Source organism: Lipingzhangella rawalii (genome assembly GCF_031628175.1).
GTDB lineage: Bacteria > Actinomycetota > Actinomycetes > Streptosporangiales > Streptosporangiaceae > Lipingzhangella_A > Lipingzhangella_A rawalii.
The window spans coordinates 149158-174955 of the sequence record NZ_JAVLVT010000010.1 but is presented as its reverse complement, the minus strand read 5'-3'; the positions used below and the strand labels follow the sequence as shown (position 1 = coordinate 174955).

Below are 25798 nucleotides of genomic sequence, written 5' to 3'. Positions count from 1 at the left end.
TTCCGGAATTCAGCTGGTGTGTCGCCGTTGGGGGCAGATCATCCGATGCGAGTCAGCGCTACTCCCGGATATTGATTCAATCCAGATCGTAAACACTGTTCGCGCTTTGGGTTAGCGCTGGTCACAGCGCACCTGGTGGGACCCCTGATCAAAAACTGGTGGTTTCCGGGATGTTACAGATCACGATGAGCCCGCATAGTCGCCGGCATATCCGGCCGTCCCGCCGTGGACGGCGTACCCGACCGAAGGGAAACCGGAACTATGCGATCTCCCCACGGCACCCACCCCCCAGAACCACGGGGCCGTGTCGCACCTGCCTTCCGGCACATTCGAAACGTCGCGGTGGCGACCGTTGCGGTGTTCGGACTCGGTGCCTCCCTGGCCGCACCGGTCAGTGCCGAGGAGGCCCACGAGCGGGGGCCCGATCCCAGCTGGGACAGCATCGAAGCCAGCGAGGGACCGTTCGACCTCGACGAGGAGTCCGTGTCCTCGTGGGGCTCGGGCAGTGACTTCGGTGGCGGCACCGTCTACTACCCCACCGACACCAGCGAGGGCACTTTCGGCGGTGTCGCCATTTCGCCCGGCTACACCGCCGGCGAGTCCTCGATCTCGTGGCTGGGACCGCGGCTGGCCTCCCAGGGCTTCGTGGTGATCACCATCGACACCACGAGCCGCTACAGCCAGCCGAACAGTCGGGGGCGCCAGCTCCAGGCCGCCCTGGACTATGTGGTTGAGGACAGTGACGCCTCCGACGTCGTCGACGAAGACCGGCTCGCCGTGATGGGACATTCCATGGGTGGCGGCGGCAGCCTCTACGCGGCCGACCAGAACCCGGACCTGAAGGCCGCCATCCCGCTCACCGGCTGGCACCTACGCAAGGACTGGGGTGACCTCGAGGTCCCCACCATGGTCATCGGTGCGGAGAACGACCTCACCGCCTCGGTGAGCTCGCACTCCATCCCGTTCTACGAGAGCCTCGACGAGGACCTGGACCGGGCCTACATGGAACTGGACGGGGCGAGCCACTTCGCTCCGAACTTCCCCAACACCCTCATCGCGAGCTACAGCATCTCCTGGCTGAAGCGCTTCGTGGACAACGACGAGCGCTACGAGCAGTTCCTGTGCCCGCCGCCCGACCACGGTGGCTGGTTCGACGACATCTCCGACTACCGGGACTCCTGCCCACACGGCGAGTAACCCGGAACTCGCCCTCTCCCGCACGTGGGGTGCGGCCCGGACCGGGCCGCACCCCACGTGCGTCCGCGCCCATGTGTGGCCGTATCCGCGGGGGCCGTGTCCGTCGAGCGGTGCCACCCGGATACTGGGTCCCAACGACCCCGGCCATTACCGAACACGGAGGCGCGGACCGATGTCGAGCGTCGATGACACCCCGGACGCACTGGCGCGGAACCATACCCAATGGGCACAGGCCCTGGACCAACGGCTCCCACCCGAGGTCGGCGGGCCCACCGCGGACGAGACCCTGGTGCACACTGTGCCCGGCGCGCGCGGCCCCGCCGCCCGCGGCCCCGCCGCCCAGGGCTACGCCACCACCCACGCGGCCGACCCCGCGACCCTGGAGGCCACCTGGGGGCCACTGCGGCAGCACCGGCTGCGCCCCCTGATCGCAGCGGACAACCGGCCCCAGGTGATGGCCGAGCTCTTGACCGCCTGGCGCGCCGTGCTCCCCCAGGCACGAGGCGAGGCGCCAGACGACGTCGCAACCGAGGCGGCCATGCTCGCCTGGCCCACGCGTGACCCGGAGATGCCCCCCGTTCTGGACGCGTTCGGGTTCGAGAAGACCACCACCCTGGCGGTTCTGGACCGGCAGGGTATGGGACCGCGGCCGCGTAGTGCGCCCCCGTCCGTGCGGATCCGCCCCCTGAGCCCACACGACGCCGATGTCGCGGCCGCCGCCCAGCTGTGGCTGGGCGAGGTGCGTTTCGACACCGAACACGGAGCCCTGAACGAGCGGCCCGAAACGGCCCACCTGCTGTGGGAGGAGATGCGACGCCGGGCCACGGCCGGCACGGACCAGGCATGGCTGGCCGACGACGATGGGCGGACGGTCGCGCTGGCCACCGTGGACTGGCCGGACAGCAACGCCTGGCTGGCGCCGCGCCTGGGACCGGGTCCATTCGCCTACATCGGATGTGTCTACGTCCAGCCGGAGTACCGGGGCACGGGAGTAGGATCCGCCCTGGTGCGGGAGGTCCACGCCCGGATCGCCGAAGCCGGGGTGCCTCGGGTCGCACTGCACTTCGCCGACCACAATCCCATCTCCCCAACATTCTGGACCAGTTGGGGCTACGAGCCACTGTGGACCATGTGGCGGGCCTCCCTGGCGAGGTTCCGTCCCGCGGCGGCCTGACCCGCGCCCCGAGGCCACACCCCGCGCCAGTGTCCGTCGGGGGTGGGGCGCCGTGTCGGGGCGGGATTGAGGCGGTGCTGGCGTCTGAGGGTGTCCCCCCAGCCCATGGGGGCAAGGAAAAGCCGATGGGGGATCAGGTGGCACGCATCGGGGAGGTGCGGTTGTGGGGGACCAACCGTGGTTGAGCCCCACCCCCGGGTGCGCGGCACACCCCCGACGTGGCAGGCTGACCGTGCCCGTGGGCGTGGCCACACCAGGTGCATGGGTAAGGATACGTACCGGATCGGGGTACTGGCGGTATCCGGAGGGGTTCGTCGTGACAGCGGAAAACCAGGACACACTCAGCGCGGAGGATCTCGCGGCGTGGGTGGAGGAGGCGTGGAACGATGCGGGCCGCCTCCGCGCGATCATCCACGGCGCGCTCGACGCGGGGCGGGCCACCGAGGTCCAGGTGGCGGCCCAGCGGCTGCGCGACATCGACGACGACCTGGACCGTGCGGCCGTGCTGCACGCGCAGGTGCTGCGTATGTGTGGCGAACAGGAACGCGCCGAACACGACCTGCGGGCCCACATCAAGGCACGCGGCGGGGCCGCGGACACCTGGTTCGCCCTGGCTCCGCTCGCCGCCTGGCGCGGTGACGAGAGTGACGTGAACACGGTGCTCGACACCGTGCTGGCCCACGATCCCAACCACGCCGACGCACTGCACTGGGGGTGGGGTTATCAGCGACGCCACCACGGTGAACGGTGGGCCGCGACCTGGCTTCGGGATCGCAGCGAGGGCAGCTGGCTAGCCCTCACGATGCGTGGGGAACACGCCCTGGCCTGGGGAGACACGGACACGGCCATGGAGCTGTTCCACGAGGCGTGTCGAGCCGAACCACGCGGGCCCGGGCCGCTGGAACGGGCCACCCGTGCCCTGGCCGAGCAGGGCTCTGCCGAGGCCGACGCGGCCACTGTGCGGATCACCGTCCGCTGCTGGACCGGCGAGCGCGGCCCCTGGCCCCTGATCGCGGCCGTTGAGGCGCATCTGCGCCTGGGGCAGGTCGCCGAGGCCACCCTGCTCATGGCTCGGCTGCGGGGGCTGGTCCTCACCGAGCAGGCGCGACCGGTCGTAGCCGAGTTGGAACGGCGGGTCCAGGAGGCGGCCCGGGCGCGTGGACTCTGAGCGTTCCGGAGGGACAGGCCCCTAGACTTGGCGGTGTGGCAGACAAGGATGCAGCGGAGGAGCTCAAGGAACTGGCGTCGACGCTCTCGAGTGTCGAGTCGGTGCTGGACATCGACGCGATGCGCACTGAGATCGACCAACTGCGCGAGCAGTCCGCCGATCCGGAGTTGTGGAACGACCAGACCAACGCCCAGGCCGTGACCCGGCGCCTGTCCTACCTGGAGGCCGAGGTAGCGCGGGTGACCGGGATGCGCCAGCGCCTGGAAGACCTGGAGGTGCTGTACGAGCTCGCCGCCTCCGAGGAGGACGAGGCCGCCCGTCGCGAGGCACAGGCCGAGCTGGCCAGTATTCGCAAGGACATCGGGGAGCTGGAAGTTCGGACGCTGCTCAACGGGCAGTACGACGAGCGCGAAGCTCTGGTGTCCATCAACGCCCAGGCCGGCGGGATCGATGCCGCGGACTGGACGCAGATGCTCCAGCGGATGTATCTGCGCTGGGCCGAGCGTCACGGGTACCCGACGGAGATCTATGACACCTCCTACGCCGAGGAGGCTGGAATCAAGTCGACCACGTTTCGGGTGCGGGCACCGTTCGCCTACGGCACGCTGCGGGGGGAGCACGGCACGCACCGCCTGGTGCGGATCTCCCCGTTCGACAACCAGAACCGTCGGCAGACGTCGTTCGCGGGTGTGGATGTGGTGCCGGTGGTGGAGCGCAGCGACCATATCGAAATCGATGAGAACGAGCTGCGTATCGACGTGTACCGGTCCAGTGGCCCCGGAGGGCAGAGCGTCAACACCACGGACTCGGCGGTGCGGATCACACACCTACCGACCGGGATCGTGGTCTCCTGTCAGAACGAGAAGAGCCAGCTCCAGAACCGGGCCAGCGCGATGTCGGTGCTCCAGGCGCGCCTCCTCGAACGGAAGCGTCAACAGGAGCAGGCTGAGATTGACCAGCTGCGTGGGGACAGTGGAACCAGCTGGGGAACCCAGATCCGGAACTACGTGCTGCATCCCTACCAGAACGTCAAGGACACGCGCACGGCCATGGAGACCGGAAACACCACCGCCGTGTTGGACGGGGAGATCGACGAGTTCATTGACGCGGAGATCCGCTGGCTGCGGAACCAGCAGCAGGATGGCGAACACCACTGATATATGTGAATGTTATGACTGGTTGACGTTTCCGATATGCTCAAGTCCGCCTCCGCTGGTACTAGTGGGGTGGCTCGAACCTGGCGCGTGTCTCTCATACCGGACATCGTGGTGCACGCGCGCCTCTACACTGTCGACTGGCCATGTGGTCGGCACGACCCCGCGGACACGTTCCGCAGGGGTGTCCCAATCGTCGAGACCCTTGTGATGCGGCTGTGATCCACTTCGACAACGTCACCAAGACGTATACAACCCAGAAACGACCGGCGCTGGACGAGGTCACGATCGACGTCGACAAGGGCGAGTTCGTGTTCCTGGTGGGCCCGTCGGGGTCCGGAAAGTCCACGTTCCTCCAGCTCGTTCTCAAGGAGGAGCGTCCCACCTCGGGACGTGTCCACGTGGCGGGCAAGGACCTGGCGCGCCTGTCCAACTGGAAGGTGCCCCACCTGCGCCGCCGGATCGGGTGTGTCTTTCAGGACTTCCGGCTGCTGCCCAACAAGAACGTCTTCGAGAACGTGGCCTTCGCCCTTGAGGTCATTGGTAAGCCCCGGCGGTTCATCCGTAAGGTGGTTCCGGAGGTTGTTGAGCTGGTCGGACTCGAAGGCAAGTCGACCCGGATGCCGGACGAGCTCTCCGGCGGAGAGCAGCAGCGGGTCGCCATCGCCCGGGCGTTCGTCAACCGGCCACAGATCCTGCTGGCGGACGAGCCGACCGGAAACATTGACCCAGCCACCTCGATCGGCATCATGAAGGTGCTCGATCGAATCAACCGAACCGGGACGACCGTCGTCATGGCGACGCACGACGCGGCGATCGTTGACTCGATGCGCAAGCGGGTTATCGAGTTGGAAGAGGGCGTTGTCGTGCGGGACCAGTCCCGCGGTGTCTATGGCCAGGCCTACTGAACAGCTTCTGGCCTGACGAGCCACGGTCGAACGGGTCCGGTACGAGGGGCGACAGTGACAGCATGACGGTAGTAGCAGCGCCCGGTGCGGCGATGACGCGCCGGTGCCGTCGGGCGCACTGACCCAGGAGCGGTTCCCGCAGCGACGTTCACCCACGAGGATGGATCCCTAAGAGCACCATGCGAGCACAGTTCGTACTCTCCGAGACCTGGATCGGTCTGCGGCGAAACCTGACGATGACGATCGCCGTGATCATCACGGTGGCCATCTCCCTGTCCCTGTTCGGGACCAGCCTGCTCATCAACCAGCAGGTCTCCGAGTTGCGCTCGCACTGGGAGGACCGGGTCTCGCTGACCGTCTACCTCTGCACCGAGGTGTCGCCCAGCGCCGTGTGTCAGGAAGAAGGCCCCGCCACCGACGAGGACCGCGACAGTCTCGAGTCGCACCTGGAGTCCATGCCCGAGGTGGAGGAGGTTCGCTACGTCACCGAGGAAGAGGCCTACGCGGACTTCCAGGAGCGGTTCGCCAACAACGAGGCCCTGGTCGACGCCACCGAAGAGGGCGACATTCCGGACAACTTCCGGGTGCAGCTGGTGGACACCGCCGTGTACCAGGAAGTTTCCGGACAGATCGAAGGCCGTGAGGGCGTCGACACCGTTTCCGACGACCAGAGTGTCCTCGACCAGTTCTTCGGACTGCTCAACGGTCTGATGTGGGCAGCTCTGACCTTCGCCCTCGTGCAGCTGGTCGCCTCGGCGCTCCTCATCGGGAACACGATCCGACTCTCGGCCTACTCCCGGCGTCGCGAAACCGGAATCATGCGTCTCGTGGGTGCCTCGAACTTCTACATCCAGCTCCCGTTCCTACTGGAAGGAGCCATGGCCGGGCTCATCGGTGGTCTGATCGCCTCCGGGTTCATCACGGGTGCGAAGTTCCTGCTGCTGGATCGCCTCCGTGACTGGTTCACCTTCGATGTGACCCTGGGCATGGGCTCGCTGTTCTACGTGATCGGTATGTCCATCATCGTCGGTGTCCTGCTGTGTGTCATCGCTTCGTTCCTGACCCTGCGGCGTTATCTGCGGGTGTAGTCCATCCGGCAGACCACGCTCCGTTTCCGCACGCGCGGCCGTGGCGGGCATATATGCCTACCTCGGCCGCGCGGGGAACCGGTATGCTCCGGTGGGAGACTCAAGCGATGTGTCGCATTCGGCATGCGCCGATGCGGCACCGGACGCAGGCACAGAAGGGCCGGATCGTGGCACGGGAGCAGGGCCGCAAGCTGATCGCGAAGAACCGGCGGGCCCGGCATGACTACCACATCGACGACACGGTCGAGGCGGGGATCGTTCTGACCGGTACCGAGGTCAAATCCCTGCGCGACGGGCGTGCGTCGATCGTCGAAGGTTTCGCTTCGGTGGCCGACGGCGAGGTGTGGCTGCGTAACGTGCACATCCCCGAGTACGGTCAGGGCACCTGGACGAACCACGAGCCGCGTCGCTCGCGCAAACTGCTTCTGCACCGGCACGAGATCGCGAAACTCATCGGAAAGACACAGGAGCAGGGGCGCACGTTGATCCCCCTGTCGCTGTACTTCTCGAACGGCAACGCCAAGGTCGAGATCGCGTTGGCGCGCGGGAAGCGGCAGCACGACAGGCGTCGGGAGATCGCGGAACGGGACGCGCAGCGTGAGATCGAGCGCGCCCGACGTCGCCGACGCTGACCCCCTCGCGAAAGGACGACCTTCGGTGCGCTCTGTACGTCTATGTCGCCTCGTCCCGGCAGGAATGGCCGTCGGTCTGGTGTTGGTCGGCTGTGCCGCCCAGCCCAGCCCCGAGGTGGCCGTCCGCGGCTTCCTCCTCGACTGGCAGGACGGGGACTACATTGCCGCTGCCGAGCGGACCAACGGTGACCCCGAGGAGGTTGCCGCCGCGTTGGGCGCGGCCCAGGACCAGCTCGACCTGGCGGCCCTGCGCCTGGGGCTCGCCCCCATCCACCAGGACGGCGACTCGGCCCACGCCGAATTCGAGGCCCAGGCCGACCTCGGGATCGGGGACCCGGTCTGGTCCTACCTCGGAGGTATGGATCTGGAGCAGGAGAACGGGGACTGGGTCGTCGACTGGGACCCCAGTGTCATCCATCCCGAGCTCCAACCCGAGGAGCGCCTCGCGGTGACCTACAACGTTCCGGCCCGCGGTCAGATCCTGGACCGGGACCGCGAGCCCCTCGTGGAGGAAACCGACATCGTCGAATTCGGGGTGCGGCCCGCGGACATGCCGGACCTGGACGGCGGGGTCGCGGAGCTCGCCGAACTGCTGGACGACAGTGCCGCACGAATCCTGGACCGGGTGCGCTCCGCCCCTCCGGAAGAGTTCCAGCCCCTGGTGCTGCACCGGGCCGAAGACATTGGCGCCACCCTGATCGCCGACGCCGAGTCCATCGACGGAGTGGAAACCCGCGAAACCGCCATGCCGCTGCGTCCGGTGGCGGCGCCGGGCCTGGTCGGGGAGGTCGCCGGAACCCGCGAACACAACATCGCCGACCGGGTCTCCGGGCCGTACCAGGCCGGAGACACGATCGGCATCAGCGGCTTGCAGTCCGGATACCAACAGGAGCTGGCCGGAACCGCCACCACGCGGATCGTGGCGCTGGATGGGCAGGACCACGAATCCCGGGTATTGCAGGAGTGGCCGGGAGACACCAGCTCCTCCCTGGTGACGAGCCTGGACCGCACCGTGCAGGACGCGGCGCAGGGGGCTCTGGCCACCGAGCCGTTGACCTCGCATCTGGTGGTTGTTGACCGGAGCTCCGGGGAGCTGCGCGCCGTGGCCAGCCAACCCAGCAACACCGACAACACCGGCGCGCTGACCGACACCTATCGTCCCGGGGCGGCCTTCACGATCGTCACGGCCGCGGCACTGCTCGACGCGGGGGTGGTCACGCCCGAGGACGTCGTCGCCTGCCCGGACGAGGTCACGGTCGGGGACGTGAGCATCACCAACCCCGACGGTGTCTCCGCCGGAGACCGCACGCTGACCCAACAGTTCGCGCAGGGATGTGTCACCGCCTTCGCCGAACTCGCCGAGTCGTTGGACGGGCAGCAGCTCACCCGGGCCGCATCCGCCCTCGGGATCGGGGCCGAGGTCCCGTTCCCCGTGGACATGAATCCCGGAACGGTCGCCGAACCCGCGGGCGCTGCGGAAGTCGTAGCCACAGCCGTCGGTGCGGCGGAGGGCACCGCCACGGTCAGCGCGTTGAGCATGGCCCAGGTTGCCGCCACGGTCGCCGAGGGCGAGTACTCGGCCCCGGTACTCGTGCCCGACGATGACGGCCAGGCGGACGGCGACACCGAAACGGACGCCGGGGACGCGAGCGCCGAGCCCGACGCGGAACTGTCCGGAGCCGTTGCCGGGCAGCTCCGAGACATGATGGGCGAGGCCGTGAGTACCGGGGAGACGCCCGCGCTACGGGGGGTCGGCGCCGAGCCCGTCCACGGGCAACACGGCGAGGTGCGCCAGACCATCGACGAGGAGGAGCGGGTCGTGCAGTGGTTCGTCGGCTACCGGGACGACCTCGCGTTCGCAGCGGTCACCGAACTGCCCTCCGAGTTCGTCGCCGGCAACAGCCACCAGTACGCCGTCGGGTTCACCGCCGACTTCCTGCAACGCCTTCCGCAGGAGCCCGCCCCGCTGTAGACGATCCGCAGGGGTCCCGGGAGCCGGTACGATCCGCGCCAGCAGCGAGGGACGCGGGCTCGGCGTGGACGGGACACGGCAGCTCGGAAAATCGATGCCCGAGCGGAGGCAACCCCACCGGGGCGGGACAGCGTCTTCCCGGGTGACTGGCCGCACGTAATGGGGGGATTACGCGCCAGTCCCGGAGGGCAGGTACTCGTCTCGGGGGAGTCTCTGCCCGGTGAAAGAGGCCGGCCCGACCCTGCCGGCCGCCCTCGCGGGGTGCGTTGATGGATCCCGTCCGCACCCGCGAGGGTTTCCCATGTGCATGGGGTGTCCACCAGGCCCAGCCACCGCGGGAATGGACTTGGAACCCGCGGTGTTCAGGGGATAGAGTAAGGACCAGGTGCGGTGCCGCCGCGCCACATGCTCCGGGCCACGCGTCCGGGTGACAATTCAACAGCGGGGGTGATCGGTTTCGACTTCGGTAGTTGAATCAGGGGAAGCGGGCCGAGGGTTGCGACTGTGACCTCGTAAATCCTGCATCGCAATAAACACAAGTGCCAAGTCTGAGCGCACTGAGCAGTTCGCTCTCGCCGCTTAAGCGAGACGTTGCTCTGTCGGTCTAGGTAAGTCTCCGACCTAGTTTCCGGCATCGTTGAGGAGACTCACCGGTTTGGTCAGACCACGGGGCCAGATCGGGACATGCACGTGGTTGGGCCCGTCAGCGACATGCCGCACGTGAGCGCTGGGGCCGAGTAGAACGTCTAGTGCGGCTGCGCCCGGAGAAGCCCTTTTTCGGTACTGAAGGACGCGGGTTCGATTCCCGCCACCTCCACTCAATGTAAGCCTCTGTCCAGCGGGAACCTCGCTTGTCAGAGGCTTTCGTTATGTTCGGGGCACCAGGCGGCGAACGTCGTGACGCCCCCGCGTCCCGCCTCAGTCGAGGAAGGTCACCGCACCGGTGGCGAGTTCGTATCGGGCCGCGATCACCTCCATAGTTCCACGGGCTATCGGCTCCTGGAGGGCCTCCAGATCCCGCAGCTGCTCGGCGCCGATCCGTGCGTTGGCGGTGACGCAGGCGTCGGCGAGGTCTCGGGCGCCACCCGCGTTGTCCTCCACTACGGGTAGCAGCTGCTGCACCAGGTAGCCGATCGGCCCTTCGGGGACCTCCCCGTGCGAATGGGCCTCCAGCGCAGCCGCGATCGCACCGCAGGAGGCGTGGCCCAGGACCACCACCAGTCGCGGCCCCAGGTGCCGGCCCGCGTAGGCGATGCTCCCCGCAACCGCGGAGTCCAGAACCTGGCCGGCACTACGTACCGTGAACAGTTCTCCGAGTCCGCGGTCGAACACCAGCTCTGGCGGGACCCGGGAGTCGGCGCAGCCGAGCACCACCGTATGCGGGTATTGGGCGGAGGCCAGCCCGGAACGCCGTTCGGTGTGCAGATTGGGGTGACGCGGTTCGCCCGCCTGCCAGCGAAGGTTGCCTTCCCGGAGTAGCCGCAGTGCCGCGGCTGGGGTCGCCGGAGTGTCCCCGTCGATCGTGGACCGGGCCAGTGCCGACCCGGCAGATCCGGCCGTGGAGAATGCGAGCCCGGCCAGGCCGGCCAGCGACGCGCGAACCGCGCCACGCCGTGACAATCTCATGAGACAACCCCCGATTTTCGCAGCTCAGTATGTATGAGCGCGGGTCATGCTACGTCGTGAGGGCCAGGTGCGCAGTAGGGACACGCGTGCCCGGTCAACTGCCGGTGATTGACCCGCCTCGCACGGTGTGGCAGCCGCGGGTGGTTCCCGCCTGCCTGCTCGGTGCCGCCGGAGCCACCCGCGGGTGTTGGGGTGGGGGTGGTTGGCTTCGCGCACGCGCCGTGGTGGCCGCCGGCGACCACCGAGCGTGGATGCGGTGGCCGTGGAACACATCCCGCTACCCGCGGGTGAACCATTACCGCACCCCACCACCCCCGCTGCCCGTGGCCCAGACGATTACGGTGCCCCCACGACGGGGGCACCCCCACGGGCACCGTCCCCATGTCCCGCTGGCCGTCGTGCGGGGGAGCGCCCCGGAAACAGCACACCACCAGGGACCACCACGGCGCGACGCCGCCGGCGGCCGACACGGCGTGCGCGGGCGCGTACGCACCGCCACCACAATCCCCTCGGGGGCGGTGTGGCCCCGGGGATTCGTCGCGCCGCCCGGGTGCATCCCCGCGGCGGGGCACCGTGGTCTCCCACGCACCACGGGCCGCGGGCGGCGTCACCCGCGGCGTGCTGTGGCTCGGGTACTGGCACAACCACGCGGTGGTGATCCGTGCTGCTACGTGGGCCCCGAGATCGGGGTGGACACGGTGTGACGCGCTTTCTTTGACCGGGCCGCTGGCACCGCGTCCATGATGATCGCCACGCCGGCGCCCGGCGCTCCCTCGTCCACCGAGGTCTGGGCGGCCCGGGCCACTGCCGCCCCTAGGGCGTCCCCTGCGCTGGCCACGCCGAGCACGCCGGTCACGCCGCCACCACCCCCGTCCCCAGCACCCGCACCCCCGGAGCTGCGGGCCGTCACGTCGTGCCCCCCACGGATATCCCAGTGGTCGGAACATCTGAACTGGCCCCGAAGTGTGTCGGGGCTCCGGCTGGAACTGACACCACGAGGGGCCCGCGACGCAGGTGTGAATCGACCAGGACCAAGACCTCACGACAGGAGGCCCTTCGCGATGTGGGTTACCTGGATCTCGTTGCTGCCTGCGTAGATCATCAGCGACTTGGCATCCCGGGCGAGTCGTTCCACCTGGTACTCGGCCATGTAGCCGTTGCCTCCGAACAGCTGCACCGCGTCCATGGCCACCTCGGTGGCGGCTTCCGCCGCGTAGAGTTTCATCGCCGAGGCCTCGGCCAGGCTGGGACGTGTGCCGGCGCGTATCTGTTCGATGCTGGAGAAGACCATGTTCTGCACATTGATCCGCGCCACCTCCATGCGGGCCAGTTTGAGCTGGATGAGCTGGAATCGGCCGATCTCCTGACCCCAGCGGGTGCAGGTACGCGCGTAGTCGATGCTCAGGCGTTGGCACTCGTTGATGATGCCGAGTCCGAGTGCCGCGACTCCGATGCGTTCAAAGGTGAAGCTGGATTTCACCTCGCCGCTGCTGTCCTGGCCACCCGACTGGCGTTCGGTCTCCCCGAGCAGTCGGTCTCGGCTCAGCCGGACATTGTCGAAGAACAGTTCGCCGGTGGGTGACGAGCGGAGACCCATCTTGGCCAGGGGCGGTCCCTGGGTGAGGCCCTCCATCCCCGCGTCGAGAACGAAGGCCAGGACCGGACGGTCCCGGGGGTCGGTGCCGTCCTGTTCGTCGAGCTTCGCGAAGACGACGATGACGTCCGCGTAGGGACCGTTGGTGATGAAGGTTTTCTGCCCGTTGAGGATGTAGTCGTCCCCGTCTCGGGTCACCCGCGTCCGCATCCCGCCCAGCGCGTCCGATCCCGAGTCGGGCTCGGTGATGGCCCAGGCTCCGACATGTTCCAGTGTTGCGAGTTTCGGTAGCCAGCGTTCCTGCTGAGCGTGGGTGCCACGGGCCAGGATGGTTTGTGTGGTCAGGCCGAGACTGACCCCCAGCGAGACCACCAGACCCAGGCTTGCCCCCGCCAGCTCGCTGATCGCGAGCAGCGCCAGGGATTCCTGCCCTTCGAAGGAGGAACCAGCCAGGTTCTCCCCGAGGTTCGAGGAGTCCGCTGCGGTGCCCGTGTGCTCGCTGTCGCCGGGCTGGGTGCTGCGTTCCCGGTTCCGGCGCAGGAGCTGCTCAACCCCGTCCCGGGCCATGGTGTCCACCCCGAAGGTGGATAGGAACCGGCGCATGGTGTCGAACGGGGGAAGCTCGCCGGACTCCAGCTCTGTGCTGTGCGGACGGATCTCCTTGTCGATGAATTCGCGGACCGCCTGGCGCAGGAGCTCGTCGGTATCGGACCATTCGATCATGGGTACTCCTCGGGGTCAGGCCCAGGCGTTGAGCCGGGACGTTACGTCGTCGATGGTCCATGGGCCGTCGGTCTCGGTGGACTGTGCCACGGTCCAGCCTTGGAGGTGTTGGATGCAGCCGCCCTGAACGCCGAACACCTGACCGGTGTGGGGGCACTTCTCGGAGGCGAGGTAGGCCACGAGTGGGGAGACGTGTTCCGGCGCGTAGGGGTCGAATTCTCCCTCGCCCGCTTCCTGGGCGAACATGTCGCCCAGCCCCGGTGTGGCCAGGGTGAGTCGGGTCCGGGCGATCGGCGCAATCGCGTTCACACGGACTCCGTAGCGCGTGAGTTCCTCGGCGGCCACCAGGGTCATCGCCGCGATACCCGCCTTGGCCGCGCCGTAGTTGGCCTGCCCCGGGTTGGGCAGGGTCAGCCCGGAGGCCGATGCGGTGTTGATGACCGCCGCGTTGACCTGCTCTCCGGCCTTGGTGCGGCCGCGCCAGTGGGCCGCGGCGTGGTGCAGGATCGCGGCGTGGCCCGTGAGGTGGACCTGGAGTACCGCCTGCCACTGTTCCTCGGCCATTCCGGCGAGGAAGGCGTCCCGCAGGATGCCGGCGTTGTTGACGACCACGTCGAGCTGGCCGAAGGACGTGACCGCATGTTCGACCACGGACTCAGCTCCGGCCCAGGTGGAGACGTCGTCCGTGTTGGCTACGGCTGTCCCTCCGGCGGCGGTGATCTCGTCAACGACCTCCTGTGCGGGACCGGTGTCACGTCCGGTGCCGTCGTTGGCGCCACCGAGGTCGTTGACCACGACCCGGGCACCCTCCCGGGCGAACAGCAGGGCGTGTTCCCGGCCGATACCGCGTCCCGCGCCGGTGATGACGGCGACCCGCCCGTCCAGTACTGCCATCGTCGGTTTCCCCTTACGTCGGTGTGTGCGTGTCGGTGTCGAACTCGGCGAGACCGTCCTTGAGGACGGTGGTGTCGCCGTTGTTGGTGTTGGTCTCGAAGGCGTATCGGGGGTGCTCACCGTCGCCGGAGGCGTCCCAGAATCGGGTGTGCAGCTGTTGCCCCGGAAGTACGGGGGCGGAGAACCGCACGGCGAGGCGACGTAGACGTCGCACGTCGGAGTCGGCCAGCTCGGTCAGGGCGGCCCAGGAGCTGAACGCCATCGTGCACAGTCCGTGCAGGATGATGCCGGGCAGGCCGACCTGACGGGCGACCTCGTCGTCCAGATGGATGGCCATGTGATCCCCCGCCGCGGGGGCGTAGCGGAAGGTCTGGTCCTTGTCCACCTGCTGGGTGGTCATGGCACGCGGGGGTTGTTCCCGCAGCTCGGCGGGAAGCCGGTGGTCGGGTGCGGTCTCGCCGGCGCTGTGACCGGCGTCGAATCCACGTACGACGAAGGTTACGTACTGCTCGTTGACGAGGGTTCCGTGGGGGTCCCGTGACTCCAGGTAGGCGGTTGCGGCTGTGCCGCTGCGGCGTGGGGCGTAGCCGAGCATGGTGCCACGTACGGTGAGCTCGTCCCCCGGACGTAGCGCCCGGTGGAATCGGAAGTCCTGCTGGCTGTGCACCACCTGGCCCAGCAGGGACTCGGGAACCACCGCCATGACTGGTTCGAGCAGGGTCTCGAACACGGGCACGATCGCGAACACCGGGCTGGCCACGTCCCCGTTGCGGTGGGCGGGGATGGGGTCGTTGGTGGCCTTGGCGTAGGAGATCAGGTGCTGCTGGGTGACGGTGAACCTGCGCTGCGGGGTCCAGGCGCCCAGAGCGGAGGCGTCGAAGGTTAACTGCGGATCGGACATGCACGGTCCTTGGGTGGAGGGCGGGGCTCGACGGTGCGCGGTCCCACGAGCCCGAACGACACAAGAAAGATACCGTCTTGAATGTATTTATCAAAGGGGGTGGGGGAGACGAGGGGAGTGGGCTCGTCACTGACGGGGATATCCGCACGGACCGGCGTTCGTCCCTGTCGCCCCAGCGGCCACGGGAGTCTCCGTGCGCGGTGCGGCCGGGGGAACGCGCTCAGAAACGCCCGGTCATCGACGTGACGATCGGGTGGCGGTGCGCGCCGGCGTCAGTCGTTCTCCGGGGGTGTGGGGCCGGTTGCCTCGGCTTGGTCCGCGGGCTGTTCGTCGAGGCGTTGCGCGAGCCCACGGAGGTGGCGCTTGGCCCGCTGCCAGTGTTGTTCCAGTTCGTCCTGTTCGAACAACACCCCGCTGATCAGGATGCCGCGGATGGCATCCATCACGGTATAGACCCAGTGCCGGAACCGGGTGTCCCGGGCCAGGTGCGGGATGAGCGCCTCCCCGAAGGAGAGGACACTCGCGTCAACCATCGGTTCCATCTGGCGCATCTGTTCGCGCAGCTCGGGATCGGTGCGCGAGGCCACCCACAGCTCGACGGTGGCCGTGAACATCGGCCCCTGGTGGATCTCCCAGAGAAGGTCGAGGGCCGCGTCAAGAACATCCTCGGCCTGGCGCAAGCCCTCCATCCGGTCGAAGGCGATATTGGCACGCTGAACCGCCAGGTGCCGTACCGCAGCGGCCACGAGGTCGTTCTTGGTGCGGAAGTGGTGGATCTGCGCACCGCGGGTCACCCCGGCGCGCTGCGCCACGAGGGAAGTTGTGGTGCCCGCGAAGCCGTACTCCACAAGACACTCCACGGTCGCGTCCAGGAGGCGCTGGCGCATCGCCGCACTGCGTTCCTCCTGGGTGCGACGGGGCCTGGATGGGGTGGCGCGCTCCGACATGCGGGGAAGTCTAGCAAGATTGTGGATACAGATGTGAATGTAAGTTCGGGTGGTGCCCGTTGGCGTGCCGCAACGCCCGGGGATTCCGGGATGCGGGTCAGGGAGGCGAGCCGCGGTGACCTGGCGACGGGTCGTCCCCAGGGCGCGGCGGTCCGGTCTCGCCGATGAGCCCCTCCTCCGCCAGGTTTTGCCACACGCGTGCCGCGAGTTCCTCGCGTTGCAGTCCACGTTGCAGGCGCAGCTGTTGCCGGCGTTCCTCCCGGAAGGACCGCACCATCGCTACACACATGGCCACCATGACCACACTGAACGGCAGGGCGATGATCACCGCGGCGTAGCGCAGTGCCATGAGCCCGCTGTCCCCGCCCGCGGTCAGCAGTGCCACGGCCACGGCTCCCTCCAGTACCGACCAGAACACCCGGCTCCACACCGGCGGGTCGGGGTTGCCACCGGAGGCCAGCATGTCGGCGACGAGGGAACCGGAGTCGGATGAGGTGACGAAGAACAGCACCACCAGCACGAGGGCGGCGACGATCGCCACGGTTCCCATGGGCAGGCCGGACAGGAACTGGTACAGCGGGTCGGTCTGGGATACCGATCCGTCCGGACCGAGCAGCCCACCGTGGAACTCCGAGCCCTCGCGTTGCAGCTGCTCCCACAGCGCTCCGCCACCGAACACGGTGAACCACAGCAGGGTCACCGCGGTCGGGACGAGGAGAACCCCACTGATGAACGTCCGCACACTCCGTCCCCGCGAGATTCGGGCGATGAACACGCCCACGAACGGAGCCCAGGAGATCCACCAGCACCAGTAGAAGACCGTCCACCACCCCTGCCACTCCACACCCTGCGCACCGGCCATCGCAGTGGTACTGAAGCTCATCTGGATCAGGTTCTGCGCATAGGCGCCCACCAGCTGGACGCTTTCCCGCAGCAGGAACAGGGTCGGCCCCGCGATCGCGACGAATACGAGCAGCGTCGCGGCGATTCCCAGATTGACCCCGGACAGCCACCGAATACCCAGGTGCAGGCCGGTCATCACGGAGATGATCGCGATGCCGGTGATCAGCCCGATGAACAGGACCTGGAGCGCGACCCCCGGGGCCGACACCAGGTCGAGAAACTCCACACCCGCCGCGATCTGGGACACACCCAAGCCCAGCGACGTGGCCACACCGAACACGGTTCCCACCACGGCCGCGACGTCGACGACGTCGCCGAGGGGACCCCGCACCCGCCGCTGACCCAGGAGGGGTTCCAACACCCAGCGGATCGACACCGGACGGTTCCTGCGGTGTACCACGTAGGCCACGGCCAGACCCACCACCGCATAGATCGCCCAGGCGTGCAGGCCCCAGTGCATGAGCGTCTGGAGTAGGGCCCCCTCGGCGGTCGCCTCCGCCGTGCCGTCGATTCCCGTAGCCCGGTTCGGAATACCCGCGAAGTGGTGCAGGGGCTCGGCCACCCCCCAGAACATCAGGCCGATCCCCATCCCGGCGGCGAAGAGCATCGCGAACCAGGACCCCAGGCGGAACTCGGGCTCCTCATCGTCGGGGCCAAGGCGGATATCCCCGGTGTGGCCCAGCACAGCCCACAGCGCAAACACCACGAACCCGGAGGTGATGACGACGTAGTACCAGCTCAGACCGCTGACAATGGAGTGCTGCGCCGCGCTCAGCCAGGCGAACGCCGTCTCTGGGGCGGCCATGGTCACCACGACGAATCCCACGATGATGGCGGCGGCCGGGTAGAACACCCCGGGACGAACCGAGCGCGGTCTTCGCGGTGTGGCGGGCTGGCCCATGTCTGATCAAGCTCCCGGTGTCGGTCCCCGAATCCAAGCACTCGCCGTGCCGCGGTGTCGAGGAGTCACCACCGAAGCTGTACCCATCCCGGTTACGTCGGGTAACCTCACTGCGTGCGGTTGTTACTCTCCCGCGCGTGGAGCCGGCTCTGGCAGCGTGCCACCTGGGCGCTGCCCGTGGAGCTGTTGGCGTTCGTCTTCGTCAGCAGCTGGCTGCTGATGGTGTGGGCGGAGCCACCCGGGGCCGCCGTGGTGCAGCCGGACGTCTACTGGTGGTGGTTCGCTGGGACCATCACACCGGCGGCGGCCGGCCCGGGAGACCACTACCCAGTGACCACCGGCGGGTATCTGGTCGGCGTGTATGTGATCGTCGGTGGAATCGTCACCATCACCATGATTTTCGCCCGCCTCGCCCGGGCGATCGACAAGGCCAAGGAACGGCGTATGCACGGTCGGGCAGAGGCCAGGGCCACCGGACACATTGCCGTACTCGGGTACACGCCCGGCCGTACCGAGCGCATCGTCGAGGCGCTCACCGCGGAGGAGCCACACGAGATCGTGGTGTGTGCCTGGGACGAGCAGGCCCAGCAGCATCCGTTGTCGCACCGCGACGACACCCACTTCGTACGCGGGAATCTCACCGAGGACGAGGTCCTCGCCCGGGCGGCGCTGCCCCGCGCCGCCGCCGTGTTGGTCGACCCCCGCGACGACGATGAAGCGCTCAAGGTTGTGGTGGCCGCGGCGCACACCGGCCCGGATGTGCACACGGTTGTCGCGCTGCACGATCCTGCGCACGCCCGCACCGTGTCCCGGATCGCGCCGGGCGCCCGCTGTGTGGCGTGGCACGCCTGCGAAGAGATCGCTGCCGAAGTGCGTGACCCTGGAATGTCAGCCCTCTACACCGCGATGCTGAGTCCCGGCGGACGTGCCACCTACTCCATCCGCGTGCCCGCGAGTCTCGCGGGTCGCAGCTATGGCCATTTCCAGATGGCGCTGGGGCGCTGGAACGCCGCCACGATCCTCGGGATCGATCGGGAGGGGCAGCTCCAACTCAGCCCGTCCTGGAATGAGGACGTCCCCGTGGGGGCAACCCTCTACTACCTTGCCCGGCGCCGGTTGAGCACCGCCGACCTGGAACGGTACGTGGACCGGGCCGAACGCACCCTCGTCTTCGACGATCGGGAACTCCTACGCTCCGAATGGCACTGACCGAGGAGCACGTGGCCCCGGCCGGCTGGTGCCTACCTGGTGCCTACCTGGCGCCTACACCGTGAACACGCGCAGGTTCTCCCGACTGGGGCGGGGGGTCACCGCACTCACCCCGAGAATCACGACCAGGGCCACACCCAGCGCGGGGAGTATGGCGGGCAGGTCGGCCGGTTCCCCGAGCACAAACCATAGGAGGGCGGTGCCGCCCCCGGCGACGATGGAGGCCACGCCAGCGGCCGGGGTCGCGCCCCGCCACAGGAAGCCCACATACATCGGGATGAGTAGACCCGCCGAGTAGATCGTGTAGGACAGGACGATCGCGTCCACGATTCCGGGCAGGGCCACGGCCAGACCAAACGCCAGCAGCGCGAACACGACTACGGCGGCCTGCCCGACACGCCGCAGTTCAGCGCTTCCGGCCTCGTGGCGCACCGTCGTGCGGTAGATGTCGCGGGCCAGGTTGACGCTGGCGCTGAGCAGGATCGAGTTCGTTGATGTGACGATCGCAGCGATGACGGTGGCCAGCAGCAGGCCGCCCACCGCCGGGGGCAGGAGCTCGTTGACCACGCGCGCGAACACCTCGTCGGCGTGCACGCCCGGCCCCAACAGCGAACGGCCGCCATAGCCCAGCAGGGACACCAGCAGGTAGCCGAGGAACGCCGTCGGGATCAGCAGCAGCATCCCGTGGAACGCCACCCGTTCGGTGCGTGCGGAGAAAATCCGGGAGAAGATCAGCGCCTGGGACACCGCCGTGGTACCGAGGGCCGCGAACGCCAGTCCCAAAGCACCCAGGGGGCCGGTCACCGACAAGGGCTCCAGGTAGCCCTCGGGCAGACCCGCGAACGTGGGGCCGAGGCCGCCCTGGGTTCCGAACAGCACCAGCACCCCGGCAAGCAGCCCAACGAAGATCACGAGGGCCTGGAGGCTGTCCGTGACGGCGACGCCCTTCATGCCACCGAACAGGGAGATTACGGCGAAGGCGACGATGCCCACCACCATCGCCGGCAGCCGTCCGAGGTCGGTGAAGGTCGTCAGAATCCCCGCGATGGCAATGACCTGCACGGTCACGATGGCAATATCCCCGAGGATGATCATCACGGCGCTGACGTAGCGGGCGGTGGCGCCGTACCGGATCGCGAGTAGGTCCGGGACCGTGAACTGGCCCAGCCGCCGGGAGCGGCGTGCCATCACCAGGGTGGCCAGCGCGATCCCGGCGAGACCACCGATACCACTCCACCACCAGTCGAAGCCCATCTCGTAGAAGCTGCCGGTCCAGCCGACGACGGTGGCGCCGCCGATGTAGGTGGCGAACAGGGTTCCGATCAGGATCGGCAACCCCAGGTTGCGCCCGGCCAGAGCGAAGTCCTCCACGCCGTGCACGTGCCGGACGAAGTACACCCCGATTCCGACAATGACGAGGAGGTACAGGAGAACCAGGACTCCCAGCATGTGTCACCCCTACCGAACCTAGGATCTGTCGCCGGCCGTGGCACCGTGGCGGTGGCGCCCGAATCGTACGAGCCTGCCGGGGAGCGACGACAGTCCCCGTGACCCGCGCCGAGCCTATCCGGCGCCGGTTGTCACGCGCCGGGGCGCGGCCGGGGTCCTCCGGCCCCCGGCCCACTGTCCTCCACCATTCCCACCAGCCAGGCCACGTTGTGCGCCGCCGCCGGAACATCGTCGGTGTCGCCGATCCGCACCCCGAAGGTGGTGTGGAATTCGGTCTGGTAGGGCTGCCGCGCACAGGCGATGTCCTCGACGGCGTACTGCGAGGCGGGATTGCTCACCCGAAGTAGCACGGTGCCGTCCGCGAGGACCCGGGACCACACCCCGTAGGGAGCGAGCGCGGCGGCTAGCTCGGTGAGGTGGCGACGTTCCGTGGAGCCGGCCCGGGCGGGTGTGTGGGCCGGGCGGGCATGCTTGGGTACGGTCACGATGGCCCTCCCTGGCGCGGTGGCGACCAGACCATTGTGGCCGGGGGCAGTATCCCCTCTCGGGAGGACACGCGGGAGGTCAGCCCAGGTGGCGAGTCCAGCGTCCCTCGCGTAGCTGGCCCGCCACGGTGAGGTCCTCGTTCAGGATCACCACGTCGGCGCGCAGCCCCGGCGCCAAGTCACCGCGATCGGTGAGCCCCACGGCCCGGGCCGGAATCGTCGAGGCAGCCCGCAGCGCGGCGGCCGGGTCCAGACCCAGATGCTGTACCGCCTGGCGCACTGCCTCCCCGAGCACGATGGTGCTGCCGGCGACAGCGCCTCCGTCGGCGAGGCGTGCCGTTCCCTCCCGCACCTCAACCCGCAGGCCACCGAGTTCGTAGTCGCCGTCCCCGACCCCGGCCGCCGCCATGGCGTCGGTGACCAGGGCGAGACGTTCCGGTCCCATGGCCGCCGTGGCGATCCGGCCCGACGCCGGGTGCACGTGAACCTGGTCGTTGATGAGTTCGACGGTGACACGATCATCCCCCAGCAGCGCCCCGATCGGTCCCGGGGTGCGGTGGTGCAGTGCCGGCATGGCGTTGAACAGGTGCGTGGCCACCCGTGCACCCGCGTCGAGGGCGGCCTGGGTCTGCGCATAGGTGGCTTCGGTGTGGCCCACGGCCACGGTCACTCCGGCGTCGACGGCCCGTCGCACCAGCTCCAGGGCACCGGGACGTTCCGGAGCGAGGGTGATCATGCGCAGATGCCCGTCGGCCGCGGCGCGCAGTCGTTCGAACTCGGCGGGATCCGGGTCCCGGAGCTGCGTGGGGTCGTGGGCGCCACAGCGGGCTTCTGCGAGGTAGGGGCCTTCCAGATGGATGCCGGCAACGTGACCCGCCGTCGCGTCCGCCGCCAGGGAACGCACCTGATGCAGCAGATCCTCCGCGGAGGCGGTGACCAGGCTGGCGAGGGTGCTTGTCGTTCCGCTGCCCAGGTGCGGTGCGAGTGCCGCCGTGGTGGCTTGGGTGCGCGCCTCGCCGAAGTCGTGTCCGGCGCCACCGTGGCAGTGGATGTCCACGAGCCCCGGGGCGACCCATCGTCCGGCCACGTCCACAGTGGCCGCGGCAGGATGCGCGGGCTGCTGCGCTGCGGAGCCCAGCTCCGCCACCCGACCCTGGCGCAGACGCAGCCAGCCGTGGTGAACCGTGGCCGCTGTGACGATCCTCGCGTTCGTGAGCAGAACGTCGACCTGTTCCGCGCCGAATCCGGTGGCTGTGGTGCTCATGACGGCCGCTCCCGAAACATGACGGTGGGGGACGGGGGTAACCCAAGCATTGACGATACCCTCCGTCCGCCCGCATTATTGGGTGCATGTCCTCCGGTGAGCTGCTCGTCCAGCGCCTGCACGTCGATCTGCGGTGGCAGGCGAGCGCTCTGTGTCGCGGCTAGCTGTGCGGCGCTGACGCCGCTGCGTGGGTGACGTCGTCGCGTCACTGCCCGACAGTGTCTAGATTCTCGCCACACTCGTGGCTCGACCCGGAGCGTTACATGTCTCGTTTCACGGTTCTTGGTGCGTCCCCCGACCCGGATTCGGCCTTCACCCAGGCAACACGGCACGCTGCGCAGGTGTTGGCCGAGAACAGTGGGCTGGATCAGCCACACATCGTCGATCTGGCCGAACTGAGCCCGCTGCTGCTGTCCGCGGACCCGCCGGAGGCGGTGCGGGCGGCCCGCGACGCTGTCGCCGCCAGTGAGGTGGTGATGGTGGCCTCGCCGCAGGTTCATGGCAGCTACACCGGGCTGCTCAAGGTATTTCTCGACCAGTTGCCGGAGTTGGCGCTGGCCCACGCTGTCGCGGTGCCGCTGGCTGCGGTCGCCGATCTGGGCAGTGGGCGCGGTATCGAGGAGGACCTGCGGCTGTTGCTGTCCGAGCTGGGTGCCTGGGTGCCGGAACCGGCGCTGCTGTTGTCCCGCCCGGAGCTGCACACTCCGGCGGCCGTTGTGGCCGCGTGGGCGGAGATCGTGGCTCCCCAGGTGCGGGAGGCGCTCGCGGTTCGGGCCTGACGAGCGTGCGCTCTGCGGGCCTTGCCGGGTGGCGCCCCAGCAGCTGCCGCGTGCCATGCCCCGCACCCAAGGCATCCGTCCCGTGCGGATGCATTGTGTGTGGAACTGGCGGTAGCCGGCACATCGGACGCCTCCGGGCCGGGCTGGGAGCCGCTACGGCGACCGCACCCCGGCCCCGTTGTCCTCCCGGAGTCGGGTGGTGTCGGCTTCGGCCTGAGCAACGGTTCCACGGACGAGCACCACCACGACCAGGGTCAGTGCGATCCCGGCGATGCGCAGGACGAGCAGCAGCGGATCATCGGGGAGGCGTTCCCCGAACAGGACGGTGCCCAGGAGCACCATGAACACGTTCCCGGTCACGTTCGCCACCGGGGCGGTGACCGATGCACGGCTGCGTTGCAGCGAGGTTTGGAACAGGACAATCCCCACAGCCCAGCCCAGTGCGTACAGGTAGGGGTAGGGCGAGGCCAGGGCCGGTGGGATCGCGGAGAGCAGTCCCTCTTCCGCCAGCAGCCCGCCCAGGCCCTTGCCCTGGAGGCCGGCCACACCCTGGGCGAGGCCGGCCGCGCAGCCGAGGGCGACCGCGGAGACGTACCGGCCCTGGCCGCCCAGCCCCACCGCGGCGACACACAGCACCACGGTGCCGGCACTGACCAGCCACAGTCCCGCCATGTGCGGCTCGGTGCCGACTTCGGCCGCGTCCGGGGACCCCAGGGACAGGCTCAGTAACAGCAGTGCCACCGGCATCAGCGCCAAGGCAGCACGTTCCCCCGTGGTGATCCGGTCGCCCAGCAGTAGGCTGCACACCAGCAGCATGGTGGCGATCCCCGCCGCGAAGGCGGGCTGCACCACCGAAACCGGGGCGAGTCCGAGAGCGATGATCAGCCCGATACTGCCCAGCGCGGCCAAGGCGCATCCCGCCAGCCAGCGGGGGCTTCCGAGAAGGACGCGGGCCAGAGCCAGGGGGCGCCGGATCGTGATCGTCGGCGCGCGATGCAGCGCCCGTTGCTCGATAACAAGCCCCGCAGTGTAGACAGCGGCGGCGATGAGCGCGGCGATCAGCCCGGTCACGTGAGTCCTTTCCTCGGCTGGTCCCAGACTATAGAACGCGTTCTCGCCGCTGGGGTGGGTGGCAGGGGCAGCGGGGCGTGCCCCCGACTGGTTCCCGGTCGATGGACATGTCAGGCTCGGATCGTGAACGACGACGGGGATCGCGTGCGCGCCGACAGTGGTGACGGTGTGGGGGAGCCAGAACGCCCCAGGTCCAGGCGTCGCTGGCGGCCATCCCTCCTCGGGCTGGCCGCGGTGATGATGGCGTCGATGGCTGCCACCCTGCTTGTGATCCAGCTCACGGTTGGCACCTTTCGGTTGGGTTCGGCCCCCGAGGCCGAGTCGGCGTCCCCCGAAGCCACGCCGCCAGGGGAACACGTTCTCCTCATGCCGGTGGGGGATTCCATCACCCAGGGCAGTACCGGTGATCACACCTGGCGTTACTGGCTGTGGCAGCACCTGGATGCCGAAGCCGACCACACCGTGGAGTTCGTCGGTCCCTTCGAGGACGTCGCCAACCTCGATCCCGACACCATCCCCGAGGACGATCCCGGATATGTGGACACGGACTTCGACCGGGAACACGCCAGCGTGTGGGGGGCGACGGCCGAGGTGCTCGCGGCGGACGTCGGGGCCCACGTCGCCGAGTTCGAGCCGGACTACCTGCTGGTACTCGCCGGGGTCAACGACCTACGCAGTGGACAAACCCCCGAAGAGACCATCGGACACATCCGCGATCTCGTGGACACCGCACGGGTGGCCCGCGGTGACATTCAGGTGGTTCTGGGGCAGCTCACACCGGTCTGGGGCACGGACGATGACGAGGAGTTCAACGCCGACATCCACGAGGTCAACCGGGCGCTGCCCCGCCTCGCCAACGATCTCACCGGTGCCAACTCCCCGGTGATCCTGGCCGACACCGCGGCGGACTACGACCCGGACCGCGACAACTGGGACGCCATCCACCCCAACTCCCGTGGTCAGCAGCGGATCGCGGCCGCCTTTGCCGATGCCCTCGCCGGACAGCTGGAGCTCGGTGCTCCCTACCCACGTCCGCTGCCCGAGGTCGAGGTGGGGCCGCGCACCGCCCCCGAGATCACGGCCGACATCGAAAGTCAGGACACCGTCACGCTGAGCTGGGACCCGGTGCCGGGAGCGACCGACTACCAGGTCTGGCAGCGACGGGAGGATCCGGACCCGGACGAGTTGGTTCGCCTGCCCGCGGAGGTGGTCGAACCTGCCGGCACCACCCCCAGCGCGACCATCAGCGGCCTGTTCGCCGGTGCCACCTACACCTTCTACGTGGACCCGCTACGGGGCGACGATGTGGGGGAACGCTCGCAGCGCGTGGAGATCACCATGGACGAGGAGACACCCTCCGGTCCCGCCGAGGTCAGTCTGGAGGACGAGGTGTTGGACTGGAGCGCGGTTGCGGAGGCAAGCCACTACGCGGTGTGGCGTCGCGCCCTGGACTGCGAAGACGCCGACGCCGACGCTGGCGGGGACGCGGCCGAGCCCGGCGAGCCCGGATGCGTCCCCCGTGATGAGGAGGAACCTGATCCCGACCGCGGCTGGAGCATGGTCGCGGTGGTGGAGGAGGGGACCGAGTGGGAGACGGGAGCGGCCCCTGGCTACGAGTTCGCCGTGCGCTCCCATCGGGACTACGTCGCCGGGGGCTTCAGCGAGTCCGTGGCCCGTGTCGACGAGGCCGCGGATGCCGGACCGGATACGGGGCGGGAGTAGCTGCGCGGACCAGGGTGTGCTGGGGGATTGCCACGGT

At 68.6% G+C, this 25798-nt stretch carries 23 protein-coding genes and 1 other RNA gene; 13 read left to right on the top strand and 11 right to left on the bottom strand.

Translation table 11 applies throughout. The features are described 5' to 3' along the window. Positions 1-261 precede the first annotated feature (261 nt). From RIF23_RS18210 to ssrA, 10 genes are all read left to right on the top strand, one after another. On the top strand, positions 262-1197 hold the full coding sequence (locus tag RIF23_RS18210; protein ID WP_310913803.1) for a poly(ethylene terephthalate) hydrolase family protein: 936 nt from the start codon (positions 262-264) through the stop codon (positions 1195-1197). Between the two features lie 172 nt (positions 1198-1369). Next, positions 1370-2371: a GNAT family N-acetyltransferase gene (locus RIF23_RS18205; protein ID WP_310913802.1), complete on the top strand. Its 1002-nt coding sequence runs from the start codon at positions 1370-1372 to the stop codon at positions 2369-2371. A 316-nt stretch (positions 2372-2687) separates the two neighbouring features. After that, positions 2688-3539, top strand: coding sequence for a hypothetical protein (locus RIF23_RS18200; RefSeq protein ID WP_310913801.1), 852 nt, complete (start codon positions 2688-2690; stop codon positions 3537-3539). 35 nt (positions 3540-3574) lie between these two features. Continuing rightward, positions 3575-4696, top strand: coding sequence for a peptide chain release factor 2 (gene prfB, locus RIF23_RS18195; RefSeq protein ID WP_310913800.1), 1122 nt, complete (start codon positions 3575-3577; stop codon positions 4694-4696). A gap of 215 nt (positions 4697-4911) precedes the next feature. Next, a complete protein-coding gene (gene ftsE, locus RIF23_RS18190) occupies positions 4912-5601 on the top strand; it encodes a cell division ATP-binding protein FtsE (RefSeq protein WP_310913799.1) in 690 nt (229 codons plus the stop codon). 179 nt (positions 5602-5780) lie between these two features. Next, a complete protein-coding gene (ftsX, locus tag RIF23_RS18185; protein ID WP_310913798.1) occupies positions 5781-6689 on the top strand; it encodes a permease-like cell division protein FtsX in 909 nt (302 codons plus the stop codon). Positions 6690-6820: 131 nt separating this feature from the next. Continuing rightward, the gene (gene smpB / locus RIF23_RS18180) at positions 6821-7321 is read left to right on the top strand and encodes an SsrA-binding protein SmpB (RefSeq protein ID WP_310913797.1); all 501 of its coding nucleotides are present in this window, start codon (positions 6821-6823) and stop codon (positions 7319-7321) included. 25 nt (positions 7322-7346) lie between these two features. Further along, positions 7347-9293 carry a penicillin-binding transpeptidase domain-containing protein gene (locus tag RIF23_RS18175; protein ID WP_310913796.1) on the top strand — a complete coding sequence of 649 codons (1947 nt, stop codon included), beginning with the start codon at positions 7347-7349 and terminating at the stop codon, positions 9291-9293. A 273-nt stretch (positions 9294-9566) separates the two neighbouring features. Continuing rightward, positions 9567-9671 (top strand): GNAT family N-acetyltransferase, encoded by a 105-nt coding sequence (locus tag RIF23_RS20870; protein ID WP_407659509.1) that lies wholly within the window; start codon positions 9567-9569, stop codon positions 9669-9671. A 65-nt stretch (positions 9672-9736) separates the two neighbouring features. Beyond that, positions 9737-10113, top strand: a transfer-messenger RNA (tmRNA) gene (gene ssrA, locus RIF23_RS18170). Between the two features lie 98 nt (positions 10114-10211). On the opposite strand, the gene RIF23_RS18165 is transcribed toward ssrA, so the two are convergent. The 7 genes from RIF23_RS18165 to RIF23_RS18135 all read right to left on the bottom strand — a co-directional run bounded on the left by RIF23_RS18165 (position 10212) and on the right by RIF23_RS18135 (position 17782). Next, positions 10212-10919: a carbonic anhydrase gene (locus RIF23_RS18165; protein ID WP_310913795.1), complete on the bottom strand. Its 708-nt coding sequence runs from the start codon at positions 10917-10919 to the stop codon at positions 10212-10214. Positions 10920-11586: 667 nt separating this feature from the next. After that, positions 11587-11829 (bottom strand): hypothetical protein, encoded by a 243-nt coding sequence (locus RIF23_RS18160; protein WP_310913794.1) that lies wholly within the window; start codon positions 11827-11829, stop codon positions 11587-11589. 129 nt (positions 11830-11958) lie between these two features. Next, positions 11959-13236 (bottom strand): acyl-CoA dehydrogenase family protein, encoded by a 1278-nt coding sequence (locus RIF23_RS18155; protein ID WP_310913793.1) that lies wholly within the window; start codon positions 13234-13236, stop codon positions 11959-11961. Positions 13237-13251: 15 nt separating this feature from the next. Beyond that, on the bottom strand, positions 13252-14130 hold the full coding sequence (locus tag RIF23_RS18150) for an SDR family oxidoreductase (RefSeq protein ID WP_310913792.1): 879 nt from the start codon (positions 14128-14130) through the stop codon (positions 13252-13254). Between the two features lie 13 nt (positions 14131-14143). Further along, a complete protein-coding gene (locus RIF23_RS18145; protein ID WP_310913791.1) occupies positions 14144-15031 on the bottom strand; it encodes a MaoC/PaaZ C-terminal domain-containing protein in 888 nt (295 codons plus the stop codon). Positions 15032-15303: 272 nt separating this feature from the next. Next, positions 15304-15918, bottom strand: a complete 615-nt coding sequence (locus RIF23_RS18140; protein ID WP_310913790.1) for a TetR/AcrR family transcriptional regulator — start codon at positions 15916-15918, stop codon at positions 15304-15306. 157 nt (positions 15919-16075) lie between these two features. Next, a complete protein-coding gene (locus tag RIF23_RS18135; protein ID WP_310913789.1) occupies positions 16076-17782 on the bottom strand; it encodes a BCCT family transporter in 1707 nt (568 codons plus the stop codon). A 114-nt stretch (positions 17783-17896) separates the two neighbouring features. On the opposite strand from RIF23_RS18135, the gene RIF23_RS18130 reads away from it, so the two are divergent. After that, positions 17897-18991, top strand: coding sequence for an NAD-binding protein (locus RIF23_RS18130; protein WP_310913788.1), 1095 nt, complete (start codon positions 17897-17899; stop codon positions 18989-18991). A 54-nt stretch (positions 18992-19045) separates the two neighbouring features. Here RIF23_RS18130 and RIF23_RS18125 read toward each other — a convergent pair whose 3' ends face one another. The 3 genes from RIF23_RS18125 to nagA form a co-directional block, all read right to left on the bottom strand. Further along, the gene (locus RIF23_RS18125) at positions 19046-20440 is read right to left on the bottom strand and encodes a sodium:solute symporter family protein (protein ID WP_310913787.1); all 1395 of its coding nucleotides are present in this window, start codon (positions 20438-20440) and stop codon (positions 19046-19048) included. A 131-nt stretch (positions 20441-20571) separates the two neighbouring features. Continuing rightward, positions 20572-20925, bottom strand: coding sequence for a hypothetical protein (locus RIF23_RS18120; protein ID WP_310913786.1), 354 nt, complete (start codon positions 20923-20925; stop codon positions 20572-20574). A 79-nt stretch (positions 20926-21004) separates the two neighbouring features. Beyond that, positions 21005-22189 (bottom strand): N-acetylglucosamine-6-phosphate deacetylase, encoded by a 1185-nt coding sequence (gene nagA / locus RIF23_RS18115; RefSeq protein WP_310913785.1) that lies wholly within the window; start codon positions 22187-22189, stop codon positions 21005-21007. 263 nt (positions 22190-22452) lie between these two features. Between nagA and RIF23_RS18110 the strand changes: the two genes are divergently transcribed. Next, positions 22453-22968, top strand: coding sequence for an NADPH-dependent FMN reductase (locus RIF23_RS18110; RefSeq protein ID WP_310913784.1), 516 nt, complete (start codon positions 22453-22455; stop codon positions 22966-22968). Positions 22969-23121: 153 nt separating this feature from the next. Here the strand turns inward: RIF23_RS18110 and RIF23_RS18105 are convergent, their stop codons facing one another. Beyond that, positions 23122-24039 carry a hypothetical protein gene (locus RIF23_RS18105; RefSeq protein ID WP_310913783.1) on the bottom strand — a complete coding sequence of 306 codons (918 nt, stop codon included), beginning with the start codon at positions 24037-24039 and terminating at the stop codon, positions 23122-23124. A 249-nt stretch (positions 24040-24288) separates the two neighbouring features. Here RIF23_RS18105 and RIF23_RS18100 point away from each other — a divergent pair, with 249 nt between their 5' ends. Continuing rightward, the gene (locus tag RIF23_RS18100) at positions 24289-25761 is read left to right on the top strand and encodes a GDSL-type esterase/lipase family protein (protein WP_310913782.1); all 1473 of its coding nucleotides are present in this window, start codon (positions 24289-24291) and stop codon (positions 25759-25761) included. Positions 25762-25798 lie beyond the last annotated feature (37 nt).

Coding starts and splice junctions, on each gene's coding strand:
- RIF23_RS18210 (WP_310913803.1), top strand. CDS start 262: ATGCGATCTCCCCACGGCACCCACCCCCCAGAACCACGGGGCCGTGTC.
- RIF23_RS18205 (WP_310913802.1), top strand. CDS start 1,370: ATGTCGAGCGTCGATGACACCCCGGACGCACTGGCGCGGAACCATACC.
- ftsX (WP_310913798.1), top strand. CDS start 5,781: ATGCGAGCACAGTTCGTACTCTCCGAGACCTGGATCGGTCTGCGGCGA.
- smpB (WP_310913797.1), top strand. CDS start 6,821: ATGCGGCACCGGACGCAGGCACAGAAGGGCCGGATCGTGGCACGGGAG.
- RIF23_RS18165 (WP_310913795.1), bottom strand. CDS start 10,919: ATGAGATTGTCACGGCGTGGCGCGGTTCGCGCGTCGCTGGCCGGCCTG.
- RIF23_RS18155 (WP_310913793.1), bottom strand. CDS start 13,236: ATGATCGAATGGTCCGATACCGACGAGCTCCTGCGCCAGGCGGTCCGC.
- RIF23_RS18150 (WP_310913792.1), bottom strand. CDS start 14,130: ATGGCAGTACTGGACGGGCGGGTCGCCGTCATCACCGGCGCGGGACGC.
- RIF23_RS18145 (WP_310913791.1), bottom strand. CDS start 15,031: ATGTCCGATCCGCAGTTAACCTTCGACGCCTCCGCTCTGGGCGCCTGG.
- RIF23_RS18140 (WP_310913790.1), bottom strand. CDS start 15,918: ATGCGCCAGCGCCTCCTGGACGCGACCGTGGAGTGTCTTGTGGAGTAC.
- RIF23_RS18135 (WP_310913789.1), bottom strand. CDS start 17,782: ATGGGCCAGCCCGCCACACCGCGAAGACCGCGCTCGGTTCGTCCCGGG.
- RIF23_RS18125 (WP_310913787.1), bottom strand. CDS start 20,440: ATGCTGGGAGTCCTGGTTCTCCTGTACCTCCTCGTCATTGTCGGAATC.
- nagA (WP_310913785.1), bottom strand. CDS start 22,189: ATGAGCACCACAGCCACCGGATTCGGCGCGGAACAGGTCGACGTTCTG.
- RIF23_RS18110 (WP_310913784.1), top strand. CDS start 22,453: ATGTCTCGTTTCACGGTTCTTGGTGCGTCCCCCGACCCGGATTCGGCC.
- RIF23_RS18100 (WP_310913782.1), top strand. CDS start 24,289: ATGGCTGCCACCCTGCTTGTGATCCAGCTCACGGTTGGCACCTTTCGG.